Below are 23,934 nucleotides of genomic sequence, written 5' to 3'. Positions count from 1 at the left end.
CAACTATAAAGTATAAGCTTTTTACTACATTTAGGCTTTGCTTCGGCAAAGCCTTTTTTGTGACCCTAACAACATGAGACGTATTTTTGGTTATTTCCTTAACGGACTTCTGATCATAGCACCTTTTACCATCACTGTCTGGATCGTGGTGGCTATTATTGACTGGCTAAATGATATGTTCGACCTCGGCTATCCGGGGCTTGGCATTTTAATAATGCTTGTGTTACTGACGCTGGTTGGCTGGTTAGGCTCTTCCTTCCTCGTAAAGCCTTTTATTATTCTAACAGAGCGCATTTTTCATAAAGTGCCGCTGGTTGGTATAGTTTACTCCAGTATCCGCGACCTGTTCGATGCGTTTGTAGGCGATAACCAGAAATTTAATAAGCCTGTGATGGTGAAGATGAGCGAAGAATCAGAGAACTTTAAGCTGGGTTTTGTAACGCAGGATGTATTCGAAAGCTTACAGATAGAAGACAAAGTTGCTGTTTACTTTCCGCACTCCTATAACTTTTCGGGCGAGCTTTTCCTGGTGCCACTCCGCAACATTACGTACCTCGATATGCCAAGCTCTGATGTAATGAAATTTATAGTTTCAGGCGGCGTTTCTAAACTGTAGGACTAAAATCTTAGTTCCGGCAACTAAATTGTATGCATGGCGAATAAACTATAGTTTAGTATTGTCATTCATCATTCGTAATTAAAAGTGTGTCTTACCTGATCAGGGATAAATCGAAACTGCATTACCGTAAAATCGGGAGTGGGAGCAAAGTGCTGCTGGCCTTTCATGGGTATGGGCAAAGCAGTTTGTATTACCACCCGATGGAGCAGGCGCTTGGCAGCGATTACACGATCTATGCATTCGACCTTTTCTTTCATGGAGGCAGCAGGCTGCATAAAGACGACATGCCGCTTACCAAGAAATTCCTGAAAGAGATGATCGGGCATTTGCTGGAGAAGTATAGGATCAATAAATTCTCGGTAATGGGTTTTAGCATGGGTGGCAAGTTTGCGCTAACTTTAATTGAGCAGATGCCGGAACGTGTAGAAGAACTATACCTGATCGCGCCGGATGGTATAAAGACCAGTTTCTGGTATAACATTGCCACTTACCCCGGCTGGATGCAGCGCCTTTTTAAAAGTACAGTCATCAAACCGCAGCCGTTCTTTAAATTTCTGCAGGTACTAAATAAATACAACCTGGCGCACAAAAGCCTGATCCGGTTTGCACATTATCAAATGGACAGCACGGCCAAGCGCCTGCGCGTGTACCGCTCCTGGATCGGTTTCCGTGACCTGAATTTCGATATCCGCCAGATCGTACGCACCCTTAACAACTATAAAATTCCGGTCACCATGTTTTTGGGAGAGTACGACGAGATTATTTCTCCCAAGCGCGTGAGTGTGTTTATGGATGCACTGGATAAAGGCGAACTGATCGTGCTGAAAACCGGCCACTCTAACCTGCTGCAGGATGTGGCAGAACTCCTTCATAAGCGCAAAAGCCTGAACTAAGATCTTTTAGATTTTAAGAATTGCAGGATCGGGCCGAACTGTGAACTTTGTGATAGTTGTGAAGTTTTATGATCAGCCTGAGCTACAACTATCAGTGGAAAATCGAACGTATCTAAAGGCACTGAGAGGGTTGCCTAATCCTAAAACCTATCAAATCTTGAATATTTTAGTTCATAAATTATCACACCTATCATAAAACTCACAGTTCTGATAAACAATACCTTTGTAGCTTAGTATACATACCAAAACTATAGATTAAATCAATTCCAACATTATACTCTATGAAATACCTGAACCGTTTGGTTGCCTTTAGCTTTGTTATGATGAGTTTTGGCACAGCCTGTTCTTCAGAAACAGAAACCAAAACCGAAAATGAACAGGCAGAATCAACTGCGAAAAATGATGAGCCAAGCGAACCTGTTGACGAAAGCCTGTCCAAAATAAAACTGCCCGATGGCTTTAAGATAGACTATTATGCGAAGGATGTAGAAAATGCAAGGTCTATGGCGCTGAGCCCGAGTGGGGTGTTATTTGTAGGCACGCGCAGCAACGACAAGGTATTTGCTATAGTTGACAAGGATAAAGACGGCAAAGCAGACGAAACGATAACGATAGCTTCTGGCCTTAACTCGCCGAATGGTGTGGCTTTAAAAGACGGAGACCTTTATGTAGCCGAGATCAGCCGCATTATTAAGTTTCCGGATATAGAGCAGAACATGCGCAACAACCCGAAGTACGAAGTGGTGTATGACAAATATCCAAGCGATACGCACCATGGCTGGAAGTACATAGCTTTTGGGCCGGATGGTAAACTATACGTGCCGGTGGGAGCGCCTTGCAATGTTTGTAAAGAAGAGAACCCGGTTTACTCTACTATAACCCGCCTGAACGCCGATGGTACCAATATGGAAATATTTGCAGAAGGCGTACGCAACACAGTAGGTTTTACCTGGCACCCTACCACAAAAGAACTATGGTTTACCGACAATGGCCGCGACATGCTGGGCGATAATATCCCGAACGATGAACTAAACCTGGCTACCAAAAAAGGCCAGCACTTTGGTTTCCCGTATTGCCATGAGGGAGAAATACCTGATCCTGAATTTGGCAAGAACCGCGCCTGCAGCGAGTTTGTAAAACCGGTACAGAAACTTGGTCCGCATGTGGCTGCCTTAGGCTTAAAGTTTTATAACGGGGATATGTTTCCGGAGCAGTACAAGAACCAACTGCTGATAGCGCAGCACGGTTCCTGGAATCGCTCCGAGCCAATTGGCTACCGCCTGATGCAGGTTGAGCTGGATGGCAAGGGCAACGCAACAAACTATAAGACCTTTGCGGAAGGCTGGTTGCAGGATGGAAAAGCCTGGGGCCGCCCTGTTGATGTTATGGTAATGCCTGATGGTGCACTGCTGGTTTCAGACGACACCAACAACGCTATTTACCGGATTATATATAATGAGTAATGAAGAATGATGGATGAATAATAAGTGAGAATCTGATCTATAGTTTATAGTTAAAGTCTTGCCCCGAAAGGGTTAGCGAACTATAGTTGCTACAGTTTCATATTATTCATTCATCATTACTAACTAATCATTAGTTAAATTACCTATTTTCGCTTCTGATGAAAGATAAAAAAGCCCTTCATACTAAACCGGAAAAGCACGTAATAGGCCGACGCGAGTTGGTTGCCTTGCCAGAACTGGAAATTGAGGAGATCGAAGCCAAGATAGATACCGGTGCGTATACATCAGCCATACATTGCTCCGACATACACGAAGAAACGAACGCCGACGGTAAAAAAGTGATCTGTGTAGAGTTGCTCGATCCGTCGCATCCGCAATACAACCATAAAAAGCTGCGTTTTGCTGAATACGATTTCCGCGACATAAAAAGTTCGTTTGGAGAGGTGCAGCAGCGTTATGTTATCCGTACAACTATCGAGCTTTTCGGTGAAGTAATAGAAGCCGAGTTTTCGCTATCAGACCGCAGCGATATGAAATATCCGGTGCTTATCGGTCGTAAGCTTTTAAAAGGCAGGTTTATAGTAGATGTTTCCCGCAAAAACGTCTCTCAAAAGTTTAAGATCAAACAAAAGCAGAAACATAACAACTTATGAAAATAGCCATTCTCTCCCGCAACCCTAAGTTGTACTCTACCCGCCGTTTGGTGGAGGCCATTGAGCAGCGGGGGCACCAGGCCATTGTACTCGACCACCTTCGCTGCGACCTTATCATAGAAAAAGGCGATCCGCATATTTTATACAAAGGAGAACGCCTGACCGATATCGATGCCATTATTCCGCGTATCGGGGCTTCGGTTACGTTTTACGGTACGGCCGTGGTTCGCCAGTTCGAGATGATGAAAGTGAAAAGTGCCGTAGACTCGCAATCTATAGTTCGATCAAGAGACAAACTGCGCAGCCTGCAGATATTGAGCCGCGCCGGGTTGGGTATGCCGAAAACTGCCTTTACAAACTACTCCAAAGAAACATCGGAACTGGTAAAAGAAGTTGGCGGTGCACCGCTGGTAATTAAGTTACTGGAAGGTACCCAGGGCCTGGGTGTGGTGTTGGCTGAGACCAAAAAAGCATCCGAGTCGGTTATTGAAGCGTTCCATAACCTGAAGGCGCGCGTTATAGTGCAGGAGTTTATCTCTGAAGCAGGCGGCGCCGACATACGTGCCTTTATAGTTAACGGTGAAGTAGTTGGTGCCATGAAGCGCCAGGGAAAAGAAGGCGAGTTCAGATCTAACCTGCACCGTGGCGGCAGAGCAACACTTATAAAACTTACCCGTGCCGAGAAAGCTGCCGCCCTGTTGGCAGCCAAATCGTTGGGGTTAGGTATAGCCGGTGTAGATATGCTGCAATCCAAGCGCGGACCGTTGATCCTGGAAGTAAACTCATCGCCAGGTTTGGAAGGCATCGAGAAAGCTACCCAGAAAGACATTGCCGGAAAAATAATTCAGTACGTGGAGAGTCTGACCCAGACCAAGCCAAAGAAAAGAATCAAAGAGTAAATGCCCGATACTATCGTTATCAACGGTCGCAGTATAGACCGTGGTGAAAAAGTACTGACCAAACTCGTGATTAGCAAACTGCCCAGCGGTACGGTCATCGAAATTCCTGTTTATGTTTTCCGTTCGGTGCATGATGGCCCGGTGGTGTTACTGATGGCCGGCATGCACGGCGACGAAGTGAATGGCACCGAGATCATCCGCAGGATGCTCTCTAAAAAGATGCTGTACCCGCTGAAAGGAACTATCATTGCCGTACCGATCCTGAATATTTATGGTTTCCTGAACTTCAGCAGGGAAGTGCCGGATGGCAAAGATGTGAACCGAAGTTTCCCGGGGAACCGCGAAGGCTCGCTTGCCAGCCGCGTGGCCTACCGCTTTATGAAAGAAGTAATGCCGTATGTGGATTATGGCCTGGATTTCCATACCGGCGGGTCAAGTCGTGCAAACTATCCCCAGATCCGGTGTGTATTAGGTGACCATAAAAACGAAGAACTTGCCAAAGCGTTTGCAGCTCCTTTTATCATGAATGCTCCTTACCGACAGGGCTCACTTCGCAAAGAAGCCGGAAAATTAGGCAAATCTATATTAGTGTACGAGACCGGCGAAAGCCTGCGCTTTGATGAGAAAGGCATAAAAATAGGCATGGAGGGCACCTGCCGTGTACTACACCATCTGGGCATGACGGCCAACTGCACCGAAGTAATTGAGCCAAGTATTGTATGCATGAAAGATATCTGGCTGCGTGCCAAAAATGCAGGCTTGTGGCGCACATTTATACAAACCGGAGAGTACGTAAAGAAAGGGCAGAATATTGGCAGCATCACCGACCCATACGGTGAAATGGAAGTACGCCTGAATGCACCGGCCTCCGGTTATGTAGTTGGTTTAAACAACATGCCCGTTGTAAACCAGGGCGATGCATTGCTGCATATAGCTTTCTAAAATTAGAAGTTGAATTTCAGACCGATACTATAAGTTCTAACTATAAAACAAAAGCCCGGCTACAACTATAGCCGGGCTTTTGTTTTATAGTTCAACTAAAGTTTATACCCAGCGCTTGCGCTCACTAAAGTGGTTACAGCCAAACTCGGCTCCGGTAATCATCTCAAATTGCTTTGGTTTCAGGTCTGCAGATGCTTCGTGCACCAGTGGCAATACATAAGAAGGATCCATGGCATGCTGCCCAGTCAGTTCATCGCAAACGCCGAAGTTGTTATTCTGTAGCTGTACTTTATTTTGGTCCTGCTCCCAGTGGGTGCAGTGGTTACATGTTGCTTCCATAGTTATAGTGGTTTATGGTTCTCATAATTTAAACTCCTAAATTATACTTACCTCCTGTAGTGCTGGTTTACTATATAAAGCATTTTTGCAGAAATTTAGAATCAAACTAAACAAATAACCTGGTGCAACTATAAGCTATAGTTGTAAAACAGAACGGCCCTGCTACACTATAGCAGGGCCGTTTTTATAGTTAACAGTTAAGCAATTTAACCATTCAACAATTTACATTTTAGAATACGTAACGCACGTGCAGGGCTGAATCCCAGTAACCGCCGCCGCTTGGTATGTTAATGTAAGGCTTAATGTCGGCACCGATCGTGAACGGTATGTCGCGGATGTAATACTCCAGACCAAGAATACCGTCTATACCTAAAGCTACTACATGGTCGTCGTAGTAATGGTCGTGGCCATGCTTGTAGTAGTGGCGACCTTCGTGGAAACCAACATGACCACCCAAGCCATAATACCACTGCAGACCGGTTGCGTTAAAAGCCTGGGCATGTTTTTCGTAAAGCACTGTAATAACAGTACCGCGGTGTCTGAAGCTGGTGCTCAGGATACCTTCGATAGCTGCATCGCTTTTAATAAAGTGTTTTACCGTAAGGCCCGAGGCAATACCACCTCTGAAACCAATACCTGTTTTGTAGCCGCTCTGGGCATTTGCACTAAATGCAACCGACAGGATCAGCGCCAGTGCAAAGGAGATTCGAATTAACGTTTTCATGAAAGGTTAAAAGTTAAAAATGTGCAACTGGCCATTGTACTGCCAGACGCCGTAAAATTAAAACATCTAACGTATAGTTAAACAAATATTGTACGTCAGGCCTGTTTTTTAGATGTAGTTTTGTAGCTCTGCAGGTACGCAGACTTACGTGTACGCTTCCCGATCAGCTTAAAAAAGGAGATAAAGTGCTGGTCGTCAAGTTTTAGAGCTTTGGCAAAGGCGTCTGGTTTTTTTTCTTTTTCAAAATCGCGGATATAATGCTCTCTTACCACATTGGCTTCGGATAATTCTTCGGCATCTTGTATTTGTACTAAACCGGTCTTCTCCCAGAGCTTGCGCCACCAGGCTACGCTGTGTATAAAGTACCAGTAGTTCTTATAGTCTTTCTTCAGGAATTTGGGTACCTGGTCCAGGGTTTCTATTTCTTTGGTAAAGCACACATCCACTATAGCAATGTAACCGTCGGGCTTTATAAAGCGGGCAATGTAGGGCAGATACTTTTCGTCGGTGCCAAAGTAGGTGTAAGAGTCCACTACAATTACAGCGTCAAAATATTCTTCGGCAAAGGGCAGGGAGCGGGCGTCGGCTTCTATCGGTATCACCTTGTCTTCGCAGTCTTCTTCCAGTATGCGCTCGTAGTTGTCGCTTGCTGATATGGCTTCATCCACGGCCCATACCGTTACGCCAAACTCCTTCGCCAGGAAAATAGAACTGATAGCTTTACCGCACCCCAGGTCGAGCACGCGCATGCCCGGTTGCAGGTGAAGCGATTTGGTAAGGCTTTCGAGGTTAAAAAGTACGTTCTCACCCATCGAGTGCTTGCGCACCCACTCGGGGTCGTATTGGGTGGCTTTCGGGAAGACGTGCCGTAACTGGCGCTGCTGCATAGTTTAGCTATTTTGTGCTTCTGCCTTTACGCAGTGCTCTGGCTATAGTTGGCAGCCATTTTAGCTATTTTATCAGAAGTATAAATTTGTGTGCCGCCCCTGTTTTGCCCGGCTGCATACAACATAGCTTTGGCTACATCTTCGCCGGGTATAGGTTTGTATTTGCTTAGCGGCCCGATCATCAGGCTGCTAAGGGGTTTCATTATTTTAGAGGCCAGTTCTTCGCCGGTGCGTTCTTCTTCGCGCTCACCCAGCAACAACGACGGCCTGAAAATATGCACCGCCCTGAAATCCAAGTCCTGTACATCACGTTCCATTTCGCCTTTTACCTTGTTATAAAAGAACATGGAACCGGCATCGGCACCCATAGCAGATACCACCAGGAACTGTCCTGCATTTTTAGCAGCGGCCAGCTTTGCCAACTCTACTACATAGGTATAGTCTACTTTATAGAAATTTTCCTTAGAGCCGGCCTTGTTTATAGTTGTGCCCAGGCAGCAGTATACATCGTCGGCAGCAAGTTCAGTACTATACTTTTTCAGGTTATCGAAATCTATAACTTTCTGGTCCAGTTTAGGGTGTATCAGCGGCAGGTCACGGCGACCTGCTGAAATGATCTGGCTATATCTTTCGCTGGCCAGGAGCAGGCGCAGGCAATGACCGCCAACCAGACCGCTGGCACCAACTATTAACGCATTTCGGGTTTTGTGCATAAGAGATTTAGGCTTATGCTGAGAGTACGTTTTTAAGAGCTATATAGTCGATGTAGTATAATAATTTAACTGAGAAATTATTGGTCTGCGGTGCCTGCAGTGTTTTGCTTACATTCTCGATATACTTGTGTTCTACTTTTTTGTCCTGGTCACGGATCTCGTTTTTCCAGACAACCATCAGTTCACTTCCCGGTGCAAAGCGCCAGCTGTATACCAGGTCTATATTAAAAGTATTATAGTTGATGTTGTTATTGCTGTTAACCGCAGGCCTTTCGTTCGTTAAATAACCACCTGATGTAAGATCAAATAAACGCTTGTAATCTGCACTTGACCAGTAATGACGCATGTTCAGTGTCAGGCCGGTATTCTCGTTAAAGATGTATGCCCCTGACAAGGTAGAACTGAAGGTAGTGATGGAGCGATCTCCGAAAGTAATGTTCTCGCCAGCATGCGTCACGTAACCAATATTCCGTTTTTCCTGTCGGTAGTTATTACTCTGTACCAGCGAAAATTTATCGTTTACCCGGAAGCGCGGACTGAAATTACCCCACCAGCTAAACTGGTTGTAACGGTTAGAGCGCCAGAACCCGGTAGATGCATCAAAGGCAAGGCGTTTACGGTAATCAGAGCTGATGCCAATGTTGGTATCGAAAGCCGGAGGCTTTACAAACACTCTCGGAAACTCACGGGCTTCATAATAGTCGTAGGCATTTCCCGGCCGTATGCCAAAGCTCCAGTAAGCGCTCATAAAATTCCGGAAACGGACGTTGGTGCTAACGCCCATGGTGGCACTTACAAACTCGCGCGGCGCATACAGCAAGCTCTGGCTAACGCTCATGCTGCTGCCCCAGCTCAGGAACTTCCAGATGGGTTGATAAAAGTTATAGCTGATGCTGGCACTGTTACTGATCTCGTTGTTATTGCTCAGGTAGCCCAGGTCGTTTATTTCGTATGTGTCGGATTCTACGTGGTGATTAATGCCATAGCGCAGGTTGCCGCTTATCTTGCTCAGGTTTACATTGTACTGGTAGCCCAGGTGCAGTTTATCAGGCAGTGTATCGCCGCGAAGTATGATGTTATTGCCGTATAGTTGGCTCAGATTTCCCCCAGCTCTTAGTGCATAATTATTGGTTCTGTCGGCAAAGCGTACCTGTAAGCCCGATACGTTGGCATCATAAACGCCTTTGGTGCGGGTAACATTGGTATTGGTAAACGTAACAAAGGAGTTACGCGGCAGGGTCTGGTCCAGCACAAACACATTATAGTTGGTAAATGGATCGGTCAGGATCTCACGGGTTTCGCCGGTCTCATCGTTTTCAACAGTAGCATACATGTTGCGCGTAAAGGCATTCAGGATACCAACACCCAGTCCTTTTATAGTTCTACCTGATACTTTAGCAGCATTCAACAAGCCACTGATGCCCGGGTTATCAACTATGGTTTCGTTCTCAGAAATTTGTCTGCCTACGGAGCTTTTAAAAACAGGTGTGCCGCCAATACGACGCGAGTTCAATAAGCCACCTTTATTAAACAGCTCTGTGCTTTCAGTAAAGAACTGACGGTTTTCGCCATACTTCACTTCAAAGGGGCTAAGGTTCAGTACCTGGTTGTCAGATTGTGTCTGGGTAAAATCGGGTACTAAGGTTACATCCAGGGTAAAAGCATCGTTAATGCCATACTTCACATCCATACCACCATTCAGTGCACGGCTGTAGGGGCTCTTACCTTTTGTGTCGCCGGAATAATGGTTTACGTATCCTGAAACATAAGGAGTTAACTGCAAACGCACCGGCGATTTAATGCCTTCAATGCCAACGGCGCGACCTTCCTGGTTCACAAACCCTTCCACTGAATTGTTAACGTGGTTCCAGTACGATTTTTCGCGGGCACGACGGATAACACGCATAAAGTTCACACCCCAGGTCTGCACTTCAGTTTCCGGGAATCGGATGGCGCCATACGGTATCTTTATCTCTACTACCCAGCCTTCGGTGGTTTTCTTTGCTTTGCTGGCCCACACGGCATCCCAGTTCCAGTCCTCGCGCCCCTGCGAAAACTTAATATCTGTCTGTACACCAGCCGCCGAAACCATAAAGGCAAAGGCATTCTGCTTGTCGTTATAGGTATCGAGGTACACGGCAAACATATCGGAGTTATTCTCGCCCGAGTCGCGGCCGCCAAATTGGGTAAGTATGGAATCAGGTGCAGTGTCGTATAGCTTGGCCCCGATGTAAACTGCTTCGTTGTCGTACAAAAAGTACACTTCTGATTGCTGAGACGATGGCTTCCCGTTGAGCGGGTCGTAACGCACAAAGTTGGTGGCAGGTGCTACTGTTTCCCATACTTCCGGCTCCAGGTAACCATCCAGCACAGGTGCTTTGGTGGCACGCGCGGCCATAGTTGTTTTACGTTTCAGGTCGGCAGCTTCGGGCTCCTTATTTTTGTCGGATGCGGTGGCAGTGCCGGTTAATAAAGCAAAAGTTAGGGCAAAGGCGAGGTGTTTGTATAACATTATGGTAATGGCGCCTGACAAGAGCGCTGCAATAAAAGGTTGTTAGTCTGGGTTATAGTTGTGTTTTGCGCGAGGTATTGGCTGGCTAAGGCCTGAGCTTGATGTAGTCTTCAAAGATCTCGATCTTGCCCGATCTGTACAGGTTACCGATCGCTCTTTTGAACATCTTTTTACTAGCGCCAACTATACGGTAAATATCTTCCGGGTCGCTTTTATCAGACAGGTTAAGGGTACCATTTTGTTCTTCAAGCAGCTGCATTACCTTCGCCGAGGTTTCATCCATCTCGCTGAACGTATCAGCATCCGGTCTGCGGAGCGTTACATCTATTTTGTTATCCTGGCGGATGGTTTTGATGTAGCCGGGTACTTTATCACCGATCTCCAGGTCTTTAAAAACCTCGTTGCGGTAAAGCAGGCCCATGTACTTATTATTGATGATGACGTTATAGCCTAGGTCGGTGTAGGCAGCAACAAGTAGCTCTACCTGTTCCCCTTCTTTCACCTGTATATCATCGTTCTGCAGGTATTTGTTGATCTTGGCAGTGCCAACTATACGGTCCGAGGCATCATCTAAATACACATACACACAGTACTTGCGGCCGGGTACCATTTTGTCTTTCTGGTTATTGAGCGGCACGAGCAGGTCTTTCTCCAGTCCCCAGTCCAGGAAAGCACCGAAGCTGGAAGTATCCTTGCACAACAGGCCTGCAAACTGGCCAACTGTAGCGTAAGGGGTTAGGTTGGTGGCAATTACACGGTCTTCGGAGTCGCGGTACACGAACACACGCACAAAATTACCCACTTTAGCACCTTCCGGTAAATACTTTTTAGGCAGCAGTATGTCGCCGTCTTCAGAAGTTAAATAAACTCCAAAGTCTACTTCACGGGCTATCTCCAGCTCGTTGTAATTTCCTAAATCTACCATGTGCGTTGTTGTTTGTCGTGATAAGTGCCGTTCTACAAATCTAGTAAAAAGCCAAACGCTTTAAAAGCTGAGAACCTGCTAAATAGGGATGTGTCGTATATTTCGGATAAAGTATAAGTTGGAGTGAGTTTAGTATAAGATTGTAGTTTCTGTTTTACCCCTTCCCAACCTTCCCATAAGAACAAGGGAAGGAGCTTAGTTATCTTTCTATAGTTTTTGTATTGTCATCCCGAGCGAAGTAGGGGAATATTATACGTCCTATAGTTTGATTTCTTCCAATCCTAACCAAGCTATTGTTTCAAACCACTCATCATCCTGGGAGCTTTATTTACCTATAGTTTCAATTTACCTTTGGTGCCCTCACGGCCGGGAGGCTCCGTCTTCGGGCATTGCGCTGTGTACATTTCCTTTTCTCGTACCTCGAAATGCCTGACGGCACCGGAAATCTACAAGGCGCTCAACCCAAAGACTGAGATCTTTCTCATAGCAACCCCTATCTAAAGTTTGAACTGAAAAGCTTCGACATTTATCGTGGTCGTAGTTCCGTAGGGACAGGTCGCGACCTGTCCGCTCGACTGGCTGTAACTATAAAACTATAACCTCAACTATAGCAATAGAAGAAATTCCCCTCTCGGGAGGGGCAGGGGTGGGTTAAGCCGTACCAGATCTCTCTCGCTGTTCGAGAGGACAAAGTAAAAAGCAGAAAAACTCCCCGCCTTGGACTACCGAGAAGCGAGTTCGAAGGTAGCGAGCGTAGCTCTGAGGGGTTGGGTGGTTGGATAACGCCAATAATAGAACTATAGCCAAAGCTACTGCAATCCTGCAAATCCATTAATCCAGCAAATCCTGATTCAGACAAAACTCCCTTTCTTGTTTTGGGGTGGGCCCTCTTCAGAAGGAGAGGACAGAGTTGAGGTAAAACAAAAAGGCAGCACTGCAAAGTGCTGCCTTTTTGAAATCTATAGTTTGTAAAGCCTACTTCGCTTTTTCTTTTGCAGGAGCTTTTCTGGCTGTTACTCTTAAACCGTCTTTGCTGCTGCGGCTTTTCTTATCTTCACTTTCCATAATATCCTCCGGCCTCGCAATCATCCCGATCGATAGCCCGTCATCACCTAAGAAGTGCTCAATGTGATGGCAGCGGTCTTCGGTTTTGATCAGGATGCCTTCCAGTAAGGCTTTGGTTGCGAAGTCTTCGTGCTGGAAAGCCAGCTTTATAGTTTTGCGCAGCTCCACGGCAATGGTCTTTTCATCATCCATGTCCTTGGCCAGCATCTCTCTTATCCTGAAAACGCCTTCTTCTTCGTGAGCTATATACGATAGCTCCAATTGCTTTTTAGGGTGGCAGGTAGGGCAGTAACCCATCACGGTCAGGCGCTCTGCTATGGCATCGTACTGCTCGTGTATCTGGGTGTAATGCTCCTCAAAAAACAAATGCAAATCACGGAATTGCGGACCTTCTACCATCCAGTGGTGTTTGTGGTACTGGTTATATAGCGTGATGAAAGAGGATAGGTGGCGGTCCAGGTCCTGGGCCATTGCTTTTGCTGTTTTATCTGATAACCCAACCGGGTTTCCTTCATATTCTGATTTTTCTCTAAGCTTTTCCATAGGTATAGTTTGTATTTAATACAGCTATACTTACCGAAAAAGTAGTGAAAAGGATATGCTAAATCTTACTTGAACTCAGCCACACCGGGGCGCTCAAAACGGAAATCGGTGAAGTCGTAGTACGGGCGGGATGCTTCGTAAACCTTAAAACTGCTGATGTCTTCGTTGGCTGGCAGGCGCGGGTAAAAGCTGAACAGGATCTGTATCGTGCTGAAAGACAGGTACTCGTTGCGGAATCGGAAACCAAGGCCGTAGCCCGTATAAGGTTTATTTTTAAAAGGACTCGTTTTGTTGCCAAACGATAGCCAGGCCACATCTGCAAAAGCTACTGTTGCAAGTTTAAAGCCTAAAAACGAAAAAGGTGTGTAGAGATTAGCTTCATAGTTAAGCGTTAAGCGCTTGCTGCCCCTTAGCAGGGTAGAGTTAAAGCCGCGCAGGCCGTCGTTGTTATTGATAGATAGCAGGTCTTCGGGGTTGCGGTTTAGGCCAAAAGTGGCGCGGCCCTGTATATAATGGCGCAGTTTCCAGTTGCCGTTCTCATACAGCCTTGTAAAGTAAAGCGATTGGAACTGTAGTAAGCCTTGTTGCCAGCTGCCGTCGTTTACAAACGAGCCGTAGGTAACATTGCCATACAGGTATCCGAAAGTAGGGCGGTACCTGGCAAACGCAAACGAAGCCCCCAGGTAGCGGCGGTTGGTTAAGGTGGCATTTTCGTAACCAGTTGTAACAGAAACTATACTGCCCGCAGGTATATCTTCTGTTCGGCCAAAACCAAACAGGTAACGATCTTTGTAATACTTACGCACACTATAGCCAACACTGCCCAGGTATAGTTGGTTGCTCTGGAAATTATCGGTAGGTATTGTTTTATAGTTGGTATCTATCACCCGCAGACCTATGATCATGCGGCCGCGCGGCTCGTAGCCCAGGTTATAGGTTTTAAACTTAAAGGCACGGCCAAACCAGGCATCGCGACGGGTATAACTCAGGTTGCCAAACCGCGGGATGGTGTCTGCATCAGTTGGAGGAAGCAATATGCGTTCTTCTACCTGGCTCACGCCTGCGGCTCCGGCATAGCGGGTATTGGTTGCATAAAAGTCCCGACGCAGAAAAGCGCTTTTTTCCTGGTAGTAGTTCTCGTTAACATAGGCCATGTCGGCGGTTATATATGAGCGGCCAATGTTCTCTATACTATAGCGTCCGGCAAACTCCCAGGGGCGGGGCCTGTTCTGGTTAAACCTGTATGTTACTTCAGGCTGATGCCCCAATCCTAAAAAGTTAAGCTCGCGCACAGTCAATCTTCCTGCCCCCGACGATGGTGTAAAAGAACCGGACCCGCCTAAGCTAAAAACGTCTTTCGTGATCACGATCACATCCAAACTGTCTTCGCTGGTTGTCTGCTCGTTCACAATAATGCGGGCATCCAGTATGTAGTCTGTCTGGCGCAGCAAACGCTCCGATTCTACCAATGCCAGTGGCTCCAGTGTTTCGTTTTGTTCAAATAGCAGTTTGTTCCGGATCAGGCTTTTCTTGGTCTTGGCATGAAAGAAGTTGCCGGTCTTTTCGATCCAGTTGGCAGGCACACGGGCTGTGTCCTGTATCGAGTAACCAAAAGCATCCAATGGAATAACACGTATGGTGCGCACCACTTTATAGTTATGCTTCTCATATTCACGCTCAATCAGTTCGGCATCCAGGTTTAAAGCAGCTTCGTTTTCAGGAGTAAAATCCAGTATAGAGCTAAGCAGTTTTCCCATTATCGTTTTCCGCTCCGACAGCTCTTTCAGGTTGCGCATTACGCGGTCTTCAAAGCGTGTGGTGTCGGTAACTATAGTAGTGTCGGGTTTAATAACAGGCTTAACCTGGGCAAATCCATTTATAGCGAACAGCAGCAAAAGGCCCGGCATAAAAAGGCGGAGCAAAAAGCTATAGTTCGGGTAAAGACGGTGCATAAAATTACTCAGGTAGCGTAAGCGGCAGGTAAACCTTCTAAAGATAACATTTTTTAAGTGCACAACAGATACGGGCTTTCTTAAAAATGGATTCCTGTGATGTTTGAATAATATTTTGCTAATTAATTTAGTATTAAGGATTGTGTTGATAAGGATGTGAATAAGTTTTTGCTAAAGCTGTTAGGCTTTTTTGTGATAAAGTTTTACCTTTAAAGCTCTAAAGCAGAAAAGTATAGCCTACATGGACGACAGAATAACAGAGAAACTAAAGATATTAGCAGGTGCTGCGAAATACGATGTTTCGTGTTCATCCAGCGGCGGAAAACGCAAGAATGAGAACAAAGGCTTGGGTAACGCCGAGGGGATGGGCATCTGCCATAGTTACACTGAGGATGGTCGTTGCGTTTCGTTGCTGAAGATACTGCTTACCAACCACTGCATTTTTGACTGTGCCTACTGTGTTACCCGCAAAAGCAACGACATTAAACGCGCTGCTTTCACAGTGCAGGAAGTAGTGGACCTGACCATAAACTTTTACCGTCGCAACTATATCGAGGGGCTGTTCCTGAGTTCCGGTATTTTCTCGAACGCTGATTATACCATGGAACGCCTGGTGCGCATTGCCAAAAAACTGCGACAGGAGCATAAGTTTAACGGCTACATCCACCTGAAAACCATACCGGGTGCCAGCGAAGAACTGATAAAAGAAGCTGGTCTGTATGCCGACCGTCTGAGCGTGAACATCGAGTTGCCGTCAGAAAAGAGTTTGATAGCGCTGGCTCCTGAAAAGAACTATAGCGAGATACTGTTACCGATGAATAACATTAAGCAGCAGTTGGTACAGGCTAAAGAAGAGAAGAAACTGTTCAAGTCGGCTCCTGCCTTTGCACCTGCTGGCCAGAGCACACAGCTTATAGTTGGCGCATCTGCCGAAAACGACCAGCAAATTTTGCAGCTATCGAGCCAGCTATATAAAGACTATAGTTTGAAGCGTGTGTATTATTCAGGCTACGTGCCGATAAGTACAGATAACCGTTTGCCGATCATAACAGAGCCGCCGATCATTCGTGAGAACCGCATTTACCAGGCCGACTGGCTGATGCGCTTTTATGGTTTTGATGTGAAAGAAATACTGGATGACAGCAACCCGCACCTGGACCTGGATATTGACCCGAAGCTGAGTTGGGCGCTGCGTAACCGCCATGCATTCCCGGTTGAGCTGAACATGGCAGACTATGAAATGATATTACGTGTACCGGGCATAGGAGTGAAGTCGGCGAAAAAGATCGTGTCGGCCCGCAGGTTTGCATCTTTAAACTATGAGCATTTGCGCCAGATGGGAGTTGTGCTGAAGCGGGCAAAGTATTTTATAACCTGCCAGCAGAAAAGCCTGCAACCATACGACTTCGACTCGCAGCGCATCCGGAATAAGATTTTGTTTGGAGATGGAGCCGTTCGGAGCCCGTTGCTTACCCAGCAGCTGGACCTGTTCAGGCAAGTGGGATGATAAACCAATATAACTATGGCACAGAAGTATAAAAGCCCTGTTGCGAATTCAGAATCAGAAACAAAAAAGGTAAAAACAATTAAAGTTAGAGTGATGAGAAAGAATAACAAAGTTGCCCGCGTATCCTGCTACTGCAAACTAAACATGCTAGTACCGCACCTGCAGCGCATGCAGGCAGAGGGCAAGCAGGAAAAAGCCCGCAATAACAACCAGTAAACCATAACAATGCACCTTTATACCTACGACGGTACTTTTGAAGGTTTGCTGACGGTAGTGTTCGAAGCCTACGAGCGTAAAGCCTGGCCAACTGCCATAGAGCAGGAGCAGGTAGCGCAGCCGGGTATTTTCGGGGCAACTATAGCCGTGGTAACCGACGAAGAAAAGTCGCAGCGGGTATGGAAAGGGTTGCAGCAGCGGTTATCGGTTACAGCCCAGAAGCAACTATACTATACCTATTTGTGGGAGCAGCCGGGTTTTGAGCTGGTTATCTTCAACTACATAAAACTGGCTTTCGGCACTTCTGAAAATATAGAGGGTAATTTTACCGCACCCTGTGTGCTGCAGGTGCAACAGGCGGCTAAGCAATTACACCGCGAGAAACACCGCATGGAAGCCTTTGTGCGCTTTCAGAAAACAACGGATGAACTATACTATGCGCACATAGAGCCCGACTTTAATGTGTTGCCGGTTGTCATAGACCATTTCACGAAGCGGTACGCCGATCAGCGCTGGGCCATTTACGATACGCGCCGCAGATATGGTGCCTACTACGATCTGGATACAACCACCTTTATAACATTGGATGCAGTGCCCCGGAAAGGGATGGGCGTGCTACCCGAAGCAGCGATTACGCAGCAGGAAAAAACGTACCAGCAACTGTGGCAGGTATACTTCGACCACGTAAACATTCCGGAGCGCAAAAACCCGAAACTACACCTCCGGCACATTCCAAAGCGCTACTGGAAGTACCTTTCTGAAAAACAGCCGCGCCTGCAGGCATAAACAACTATAGTTTGAAGCTAACAGTATCTGTAAACGGTACTGAAAAATTGCACACCTTTTTTACGATGCCTTGTAACATAACCTGTAGGTACTACGTAAGCATTACTATATATTTATTTTAAAACAAGCGGCAGACTAACCTGCTAAAGCATAATGTGGCCTTACCACTGCATGCCGCTTAGCTAACGTTTTTGCACATATGAATACACGCGTACGTAAAAAACTTATTCAGGTAGCTCGCGGCAGAGCTAACCAAATGACTTTTCAGAACCTGATTTATGAAGCAGAACTGGGCCTGAACCTCGACAATACTTACGAGAAATCAAGACTTACTGAAGTGATCGATGAGATATCGGAGGAAGAGCATGCCGAAGGCAGACCATTGCTGAGCGCGCTTGTAAGCACCAAAGGTTTTAAGAACCAGGGCGATAACTTTTTCAGGTTGTGCGAGCGCTTAGGCTATGGCAACTGGAGAGAGCTTAAAAAAGATGCTGAATTTTTAGAAGAACAGCGTAAAGCCTGCCGCGAATTCTGGCAGAACAAAGATAATTTTTCTACCTACCTATAGTACAACTGCAGAGCGGCAGGCCTTCTTCTCACCCTTGGCTGCCGCTCTGTTTTTCTTATTCCTTTCCTCCCTAACTATACACCTATAGTTTTTAGATTTTAAACTCAATTCGCAACATAAGCTGTACGCTGTTGCTTGCCTGCCTGTCAGGTAATTATAACTTACTCTTACACACCACCAACAAACCTTAGCTCATTTGTAAAACTTTCAACTATAATAAATACAAAATTGACTGGTTTACAGTTGATTTCGGGTAAATAATTGTGCTTAAATAATTTAGTTGATGTAAAATATATGGTTTAATTTGTATGTATAAATCTTCTGGTATTTCCATATTCCGGAAGGTTTGAACTGCAGTTATACTAATTTTTTTACAGCCTATGAGAGCAAATACTTTTACCCTATCTGTTGTACTTACTTTGTTTTTTGGCCTGGCAGGTTCCAGTGCTTTTGCCCAGGGGGCGAAATTTGGCAAAGTAGATGATCAGGAACTTAAAATGAGCCAGTATGCACAGGATACTTCTGCGGAAGCTGTAGTACTGTCAGATGTTGGTTACACTAGGTTCCATATAAGTCATAGTGTACAGGTTTTAACTGACCGTCACATCCGTATCAAGATCCTGAAAAAATCGGGTTACGACTGGGCAAACTTTGAAGTACCGTTCTATGTAAAAGGCGGCGACCGTGAACGTGTTACAGGTATTAAAGGCGTGACCTACACGCTGGAGAACGGTGAGGTACAAAAGCATAAACTAGACTCGAAGAACGTTTTCGAAGAACAGCATAACGAGAACTGGTTCTCCAAAAAGTTTACAATGCCCAACGTTAAAGTGGGTTCTGTAATAGAAGTGAGCTATACCATTTCGTCTGACTTTTACTACAACATGCGCGAGTGGGAGTTTCAGACAACTATACCAACCCTGTGGAGCGAATACAGCGCTGAAATACCATCTTACTTCGACTATAAGTTCCTAATGCAGGGCTATCATCCGTTGCATACCAACGATAAGAATATCAAAGGATCCGGAAAGCCTGAGTTCTCTAATAATGCCTACACGTGGTCGATGAAAGATGTGCCGGCCCTGAAAGAAGAAAGGTACATTACAACGCTAAAAGATTATCAGTCTAAAATCGAGTTTGAGTTACAACGTGTAAATCTGCCGGGCCAGGCGCCGCGTATCATGACCGGAAACTGGGAAGACGTAGTAATGGACCTGTTGGCGCACGACCGCTTTGGTATGCAGATAAATAAAAGCGGATTTTATAAGCGCGACCTAACAAACATTTTAGCCCAGCATAAAACCCAGCAGGAGCAGGTTCGCGCCATTTACGAATATGTAAAAGGCAGAATGAAATGGAACGACCAAAACTCTTACCTGGCCAGAACAAGCCTGAGTGATGCATATGATAAACGGACCGGAAATGCAGCTGATATAAACCTGCTACTGGTTGCTATGCTGCAGGAAGCTGGCATGAATGCCGCACCAGTATTGGTTAGCACACGTTCCAATGGCCGGCCGCCGCAAGGCTCGCCGTTGGTTAATAAATTTAACTATGTAATAGCGCGTGCTTTTATAGATAACCAGGAGTACCTGATGGATGCTACCGACCCGCTGCTGCCATTTGGTATGCTGCCGGTTAGAGCCCTGAACGGTGACGGTTACATGATCAGTAAGAAAGACCACCATTGGATATCTTTAAAGCCTGTTGTTTACTCTAAGTTTATAAACACTGCAGTTACCATTAATGAGAATGGAGATATGACGGGTAATGCAGTAGAGTCGGCGGCAGGGCATTATGCATTAAACCTGCGAAGAACACTTACCGAACTGGGCGAGGAGAAATTTGCAGAAAATATGTCGCGCGAAGTAGGAAACTATAAGCTGGGCAAGCCTGTGTTCGAGAACAAAGAAAAGATCGGCGACCCGCTGCATATCAAATATAGCATCAGTGCTAGTGGAAATGGTCAGCAAAACAGCATTATCTATCTTAACCCGCTAATGGGCGAGGGAGACAAAGAAAATCCTTTTAAACTTACAGAGCGCCGTTACCCAGTCGATTTCGCTACCCCTATTGATGAGACCATTATTACAAAGTATACTATACCAGCAGGTTATGTGGTTGATGAAGCGCCGAAAAGCGTGAATGTGCTGCTGCCTGAAAATGGAGGAAAGTTTATATACATGGTGCAGCAGAATGGCAATGAGCTACAGGTAATGAGCAGGGTAAACATTAACAGGCCGGTGTTCTATGCCGAAGAGTATGTGTACCTGAAAGAGTTCTATAACCAGATCGTGGCCAAGCACGCCGAGCAGATCGTTTTAAAGAAAAGCACCTCTAACTAAGTAAATTATCAACATGCAGCTACAGTAAAAGGGCAACCCGATATGTACAGGTTGCCCTTTTATTGCCTTAGCTGGTACCTCTTAACCTATAGTTATGAAACCAATATCTTTATTAATGCTCCTTCTTTTGTGGCTGGCACTTCCGTTTGCCGCACTAGCCACCCGCAACATAACCCCAGTTGAACTTACAAAAGGTGCCAATGTGGTTATAAACTCACAGGAAACCGTTTTTACAGTTACCTCGCCGGGCAGCGCCACTACTACTTTTAAAACCCGATTAACGATACTAAACGAGCATGGCCTGCACCGCGCCAAACTTTACGTGCCCTATGACAAGCTCTCGAAGGTGAACTATATAAAAGGCACTTCTTACTTTATGAGCGGAAAGAAGATCAAGGCATTAAAAAATAGTGATATAACAGATGTGAGTTCAATCTCAGATTTTTCTTTGTTTGAGGATAACCGCGTAAAGATCGCTAACCTGACGCATACCATGTACCCGTTCATAGTTGAGTTCGAGTATCAGACCACTTCGTCAAATACATTGTTTTATCATACCTGGGCGCCGCTTGATGAAGATAAATTGTCGGTTGAGAAGGCTACATTTACGGTTATAATGCCGGAAACCATGAAGCTGCGTTACCGTGAAGCTAACCTGCAGCAGAAAGCTACACAGGAAGTGAAGGAAGGTAAAACGATCTATAGTTGGCAGGTGAGTAACTTAACCCCGATAAAGACCGAACCTTACGCGCCGCCAATGGCCGAACTGGTGCCTATGGTGCGCACTGCCCCAACCGAATTTGAAGTACAGGGCTATGCCGGTAACATGAACAACTGGCAGAGTTATGGCCAGTGGTTTAACAAACTGAACGAAGGCCGCGATGTATTGCCCGAAGCTACAAAAGCCAAAATTGCTGCCCTTGTAGCCGATGCCAAAACACCCGAAGAAAAAGTAAAACGCATCTACAATTACCTGCAGAGCAACACCCGTTACATTTCTATACAGTTAGGTATTGGTGGCTGGCAGCCGTTCGAGGCAAGTTTTGTAGATAGCAAAGGCTACGGCGACTGTAAAGCACTTACCAACTATACGCAGGCCATGCTTACGTCTGTAGGCATAAAATCGCACCACGCCCTGATACGTGCCGGCGAAAATGCACCAGACCTCCTGGCCGATTTCCCAAGCAGCCAGTTTAACCACGTAATTCTTTCGGTGCCGATGAAGCAGGACACGCTTTGGCTGGAGTGCACAAGCCAGAACGAGTCGGCGGGATATGCGGGCAGTTTTACCGGCAACAGAAAAGCATTGCTTATTACACCGGAAGGAGGAAAACTGGTCAGCACACCTGCCTACAAAGCATCTGAAAACACAGTGAACCGCACCGTAAAAGTAACCCTGGATGATGCCGGAAACGGAACTGCGTCTGCCGTAACCCACTATAAAGGGTTAGAGCACGAATCTTATCGCGACCTGTTGCATGCAGCCTCTCCCGAAGACCAGCATAAATGGCTTTACCGCAACATCAGTATTCCAGCTTTCGAGCTGAAACAATTCTCTTTCGATCTGAAAAAAGACAGGCTGCCCGAAGTAACTGAAAAGCTGGAACTGAGTGTGCGCAAGTGTGCTACCATTAGCGGCAAACGCATGTTCCTGGCACCAAACCTGATGAACAAATGGGACAGCACACCAAACACCATAGAGAACCGAACCTTAGAAGTGGTGCGCTCATCGGCTTACACTAATACCGACACTGTTATTTATGAACTACCTGCAGGCTATAGTTTGGAATTTAAGCCCAACGACCTGTCCTATGATACAGAGTTCGGGACGTTTAAAGCTACCACGAAAGTAGATGGCCAGAAAGTAACTTACGTGCGCACAGTACAAATGCACAAAGGCCGCTACAAGCCCGAAGCTTACACTAAAATGCTGGAGTTTATGAACAACATTGTAAAAGCCGACGGACAGCAACTGGTGTTTGTGAAGAATGTGCAGTAGGGGTGGTTTTAGGAAAAACACAAGCAACATGAGAACTCTCTTAACTATAGTTTTCACCTTATTTGCTACTTGTTCTTTCGCACAGACACAAGCCGAAATGAATCAGCAGGCTTTTGCTTCTTATCAAAAAGTAGACAAAGAGCTGAATGATGTTTACAAGAAGCTACTGACAGAATATAAATCCGACCCTGCCTTTATTACCAATCTGAAAGCATCACAAAGAATATGGATCACTTTCAGAGATGCAGAGTTAAAAATGAAGTACCCGGAAAGGGAAGCAGGATATTATGGATCAATTCATCCTATTTGCCGGGCAAGTTACCTTGAAGAACTGACAAGTGAGAGGATTAAGCAACTGCGCAAGTGGCTGGCTGGCGTTGAGGAAGTAGATGGCTGCTCTGGTTCGATTAAATTGAATGAGTAATAAAAGCTATCAGGTTGTGCAGCATTAAGAATAAAACTAACTCTTGATAAAACGACTGGTATTCATACTTATCTTGCTTGTAAACTCCCTTACTGCCTGGAGTCAAGTAACTATAACAGGGAAAGTCATTTCAAAAGTTGATGAAACACCTATACCTCTTGTAACAATTGTTGAGAAGGGCACAAGTAACGGAACTACAGCTGACATTGACGGCAATTTCTTGATTAAAGTAGCCGAGCCTAATTCTACTCTTGTTTTCTCCTCCATTGGTATGGTAACAAAAGAGTACCGATTGAAGGGACAAAGGCATATAATTGTTGAAACCGAGTGGGACTGCCACAAAGACTTCTTTGATTCGAGTGAAATAAAGGTGTATGCCAATAGCGGGTTAATCAATACCCCATTAGGTGGACAGATTGAAGTAGCTACCCCTTATCTGTTTTTTGGTGGCATAATCAAAGGTTCTTATACTTATCAGACCAATTTAGATCAAAATGAACTTCAGAACGGGCAGATTGAATTTAGTCATTTCATTTCTACTTGTGACTTTGACATGGATTTTAAATGGAATTATCGTCAGGTCAACTTTAATAACGATTTTAACTCCAAAGCTTACTCTTTTGAGACAGACTACAACTTCAGGAACATCAAGCTTATTGCAGGATATACCCACTTGAGTTTGGATAACATTGAAACAGTTGGCACACAATCTTCATCGGGAGTTTTAATCGGTTTTGGGACCACTTTAGGCCAGCCTCTTCACCCTACAGTTATTGGAAAGATATCGTTGTATAAGGACAAAATAGAATATCAAGCTTCTGTTCAAGCAGGGTATAAAAAACTTCTTTTTTTTACGAAGTTCTACAAGCTTAACTCTTTTAATGAATTAAGTTTAGGTATAGGTACAACAATAGGTTACCGAATAAAGAGGCAGGAAGAATAACCGAAGCACAACAAAAC

At 45.5% G+C, this 23,934-nt stretch carries 22 protein-coding genes; 14 read left to right on the top strand and 8 right to left on the bottom strand.

Annotation, left to right across the window (positions count from 1 at the left end):
- Positions 1-73: 73 nt before the first annotated feature.
- The 6 genes from ABS362_RS03100 to ABS362_RS03075 all read left to right on the top strand — a co-directional run bounded on the left by ABS362_RS03100 (position 74) and on the right by ABS362_RS03075 (position 5,469).
- A complete protein-coding gene (locus tag ABS362_RS03100; RefSeq protein ID WP_350410823.1) occupies positions 74-616 on the top strand; it encodes a DUF502 domain-containing protein in 543 nt (180 codons plus the stop codon).
- Positions 617-705: 89 nt separating this feature from the next.
- Positions 706-1,512, top strand: coding sequence for an alpha/beta fold hydrolase (locus tag ABS362_RS03095; RefSeq protein ID WP_350410822.1), 807 nt, complete (start codon positions 706-708; stop codon positions 1,510-1,512).
- A 281-nt stretch (positions 1,513-1,793) separates the two neighbouring features.
- Positions 1,794-2,975, top strand: coding sequence for a PQQ-dependent sugar dehydrogenase (locus ABS362_RS03090; RefSeq protein WP_350410821.1), 1,182 nt, complete (start codon positions 1,794-1,796; stop codon positions 2,973-2,975).
- A 158-nt stretch (positions 2,976-3,133) separates the two neighbouring features.
- A complete protein-coding gene (locus ABS362_RS03085) occupies positions 3,134-3,628 on the top strand; it encodes an ATP-dependent zinc protease family protein (protein WP_350410820.1) in 495 nt (164 codons plus the stop codon).
- Positions 3,625-4,527 (top strand): 30S ribosomal protein S6--L-glutamate ligase, encoded by a 903-nt coding sequence (rimK, locus tag ABS362_RS03080; protein WP_350410819.1) that lies wholly within the window; start codon positions 3,625-3,627, stop codon positions 4,525-4,527. The genes ABS362_RS03085 and rimK overlap by 4 nt, the downstream gene beginning before the upstream one ends.
- Complete coding sequence (locus ABS362_RS03075; protein ID WP_350410818.1) at positions 4,528-5,469, top strand: succinylglutamate desuccinylase/aspartoacylase family protein; 942 nt, start codon at positions 4,528-4,530, stop codon at positions 5,467-5,469. It begins immediately after the preceding gene.
- A 102-nt stretch (positions 5,470-5,571) separates the two neighbouring features.
- On the opposite strand, the gene ABS362_RS03070 is transcribed toward ABS362_RS03075, so the two are convergent.
- The 8 genes from ABS362_RS03070 to ABS362_RS03035 all read right to left on the bottom strand — a co-directional run bounded on the left by ABS362_RS03070 (position 5,572) and on the right by ABS362_RS03035 (position 15,129).
- Positions 5,572-5,808, bottom strand: coding sequence for a hypothetical protein (locus tag ABS362_RS03070; RefSeq protein ID WP_350410817.1), 237 nt, complete (start codon positions 5,806-5,808; stop codon positions 5,572-5,574).
- A 229-nt stretch (positions 5,809-6,037) separates the two neighbouring features.
- On the bottom strand, positions 6,038-6,532 hold the full coding sequence (locus ABS362_RS03065) for a hypothetical protein (protein WP_350410816.1): 495 nt from the start codon (positions 6,530-6,532) through the stop codon (positions 6,038-6,040).
- A 95-nt stretch (positions 6,533-6,627) separates the two neighbouring features.
- Complete coding sequence (locus ABS362_RS03060; protein WP_350410815.1) at positions 6,628-7,419, bottom strand: SAM-dependent methyltransferase; 792 nt, start codon at positions 7,417-7,419, stop codon at positions 6,628-6,630.
- A gap of 26 nt (positions 7,420-7,445) precedes the next feature.
- Complete coding sequence (locus ABS362_RS03055) at positions 7,446-8,132, bottom strand: oxidoreductase (RefSeq protein WP_350410814.1); 687 nt, start codon at positions 8,130-8,132, stop codon at positions 7,446-7,448.
- Positions 8,133-8,145: 13 nt separating this feature from the next.
- Positions 8,146-10,644 carry a DUF5916 domain-containing protein gene (locus ABS362_RS03050; protein WP_350410813.1) on the bottom strand — a complete coding sequence of 833 codons (2,499 nt, stop codon included), beginning with the start codon at positions 10,642-10,644 and terminating at the stop codon, positions 8,146-8,148.
- An 85-nt stretch (positions 10,645-10,729) separates the two neighbouring features.
- The gene (locus ABS362_RS03045; RefSeq protein WP_350410812.1) at positions 10,730-11,569 is read right to left on the bottom strand and encodes a CvfB family protein; all 840 of its coding nucleotides are present in this window, start codon (positions 11,567-11,569) and stop codon (positions 10,730-10,732) included.
- Positions 11,570-12,544: 975 nt separating this feature from the next.
- Entirely contained in the window at positions 12,545-13,177 is a 633-nt protein-coding gene (locus ABS362_RS03040) for a Dps family protein (RefSeq protein ID WP_350410811.1), read from the bottom strand.
- Positions 13,178-13,242: 65 nt separating this feature from the next.
- Positions 13,243-15,129 carry a BamA/TamA family outer membrane protein gene (locus ABS362_RS03035; protein ID WP_350410810.1) on the bottom strand — a complete coding sequence of 629 codons (1,887 nt, stop codon included), beginning with the start codon at positions 15,127-15,129 and terminating at the stop codon, positions 13,243-13,245.
- Positions 15,130-15,370: 241 nt separating this feature from the next.
- On the opposite strand from ABS362_RS03035, the gene ABS362_RS03030 reads away from it, so the two are divergent.
- The 8 genes from ABS362_RS03030 (at position 15,371) to ABS362_RS02995 (ending at position 23,917) form a co-directional block, all read left to right on the top strand.
- Positions 15,371-16,636, top strand: a complete 1,266-nt coding sequence (locus ABS362_RS03030; protein ID WP_350410808.1) for a putative DNA modification/repair radical SAM protein — start codon at positions 15,371-15,373, stop codon at positions 16,634-16,636.
- 93 nt (positions 16,637-16,729) lie between these two features.
- Positions 16,730-16,852: a hypothetical protein gene (locus tag ABS362_RS03025; protein ID WP_340325173.1), complete on the top strand. Its 123-nt coding sequence runs from the start codon at positions 16,730-16,732 to the stop codon at positions 16,850-16,852.
- 9 nt (positions 16,853-16,861) lie between these two features.
- On the top strand, positions 16,862-17,638 hold the full coding sequence (locus ABS362_RS03020) for a TIGR03915 family putative DNA repair protein (RefSeq protein ID WP_350410807.1): 777 nt from the start codon (positions 16,862-16,864) through the stop codon (positions 17,636-17,638).
- Between the two features lie 199 nt (positions 17,639-17,837).
- Positions 17,838-18,206 carry a hypothetical protein gene (locus tag ABS362_RS03015; RefSeq protein WP_350410806.1) on the top strand — a complete coding sequence of 123 codons (369 nt, stop codon included), beginning with the start codon at positions 17,838-17,840 and terminating at the stop codon, positions 18,204-18,206.
- Positions 18,207-18,586: 380 nt separating this feature from the next.
- A complete protein-coding gene (locus tag ABS362_RS03010) occupies positions 18,587-20,551 on the top strand; it encodes a DUF3858 domain-containing protein (RefSeq protein ID WP_350410805.1) in 1,965 nt (654 codons plus the stop codon).
- A 94-nt stretch (positions 20,552-20,645) separates the two neighbouring features.
- Entirely contained in the window at positions 20,646-22,550 is a 1,905-nt protein-coding gene (locus tag ABS362_RS03005; protein WP_350410804.1) for a DUF3857 domain-containing protein, read from the top strand.
- Positions 22,551-22,578: 28 nt separating this feature from the next.
- Positions 22,579-22,974 carry a lysozyme inhibitor LprI family protein gene (locus ABS362_RS03000; protein ID WP_350410803.1) on the top strand — a complete coding sequence of 132 codons (396 nt, stop codon included), beginning with the start codon at positions 22,579-22,581 and terminating at the stop codon, positions 22,972-22,974.
- Positions 22,975-23,017: 43 nt separating this feature from the next.
- The gene (locus ABS362_RS02995; RefSeq protein WP_350410802.1) at positions 23,018-23,917 is read left to right on the top strand and encodes a carboxypeptidase-like regulatory domain-containing protein; all 900 of its coding nucleotides are present in this window, start codon (positions 23,018-23,020) and stop codon (positions 23,915-23,917) included.
- Positions 23,918-23,934 lie beyond the last annotated feature (17 nt).

It is taken from the genome of Pontibacter populi (assembly GCF_040278685.1).
GTDB lineage: Bacteria > Bacteroidota > Bacteroidia > Cytophagales > Hymenobacteraceae > Pontibacter > Pontibacter populi.
The sequence above is the reverse complement of the archived record's forward strand: the minus strand, read 5'-3'. Positions and strand labels throughout refer to the sequence as shown.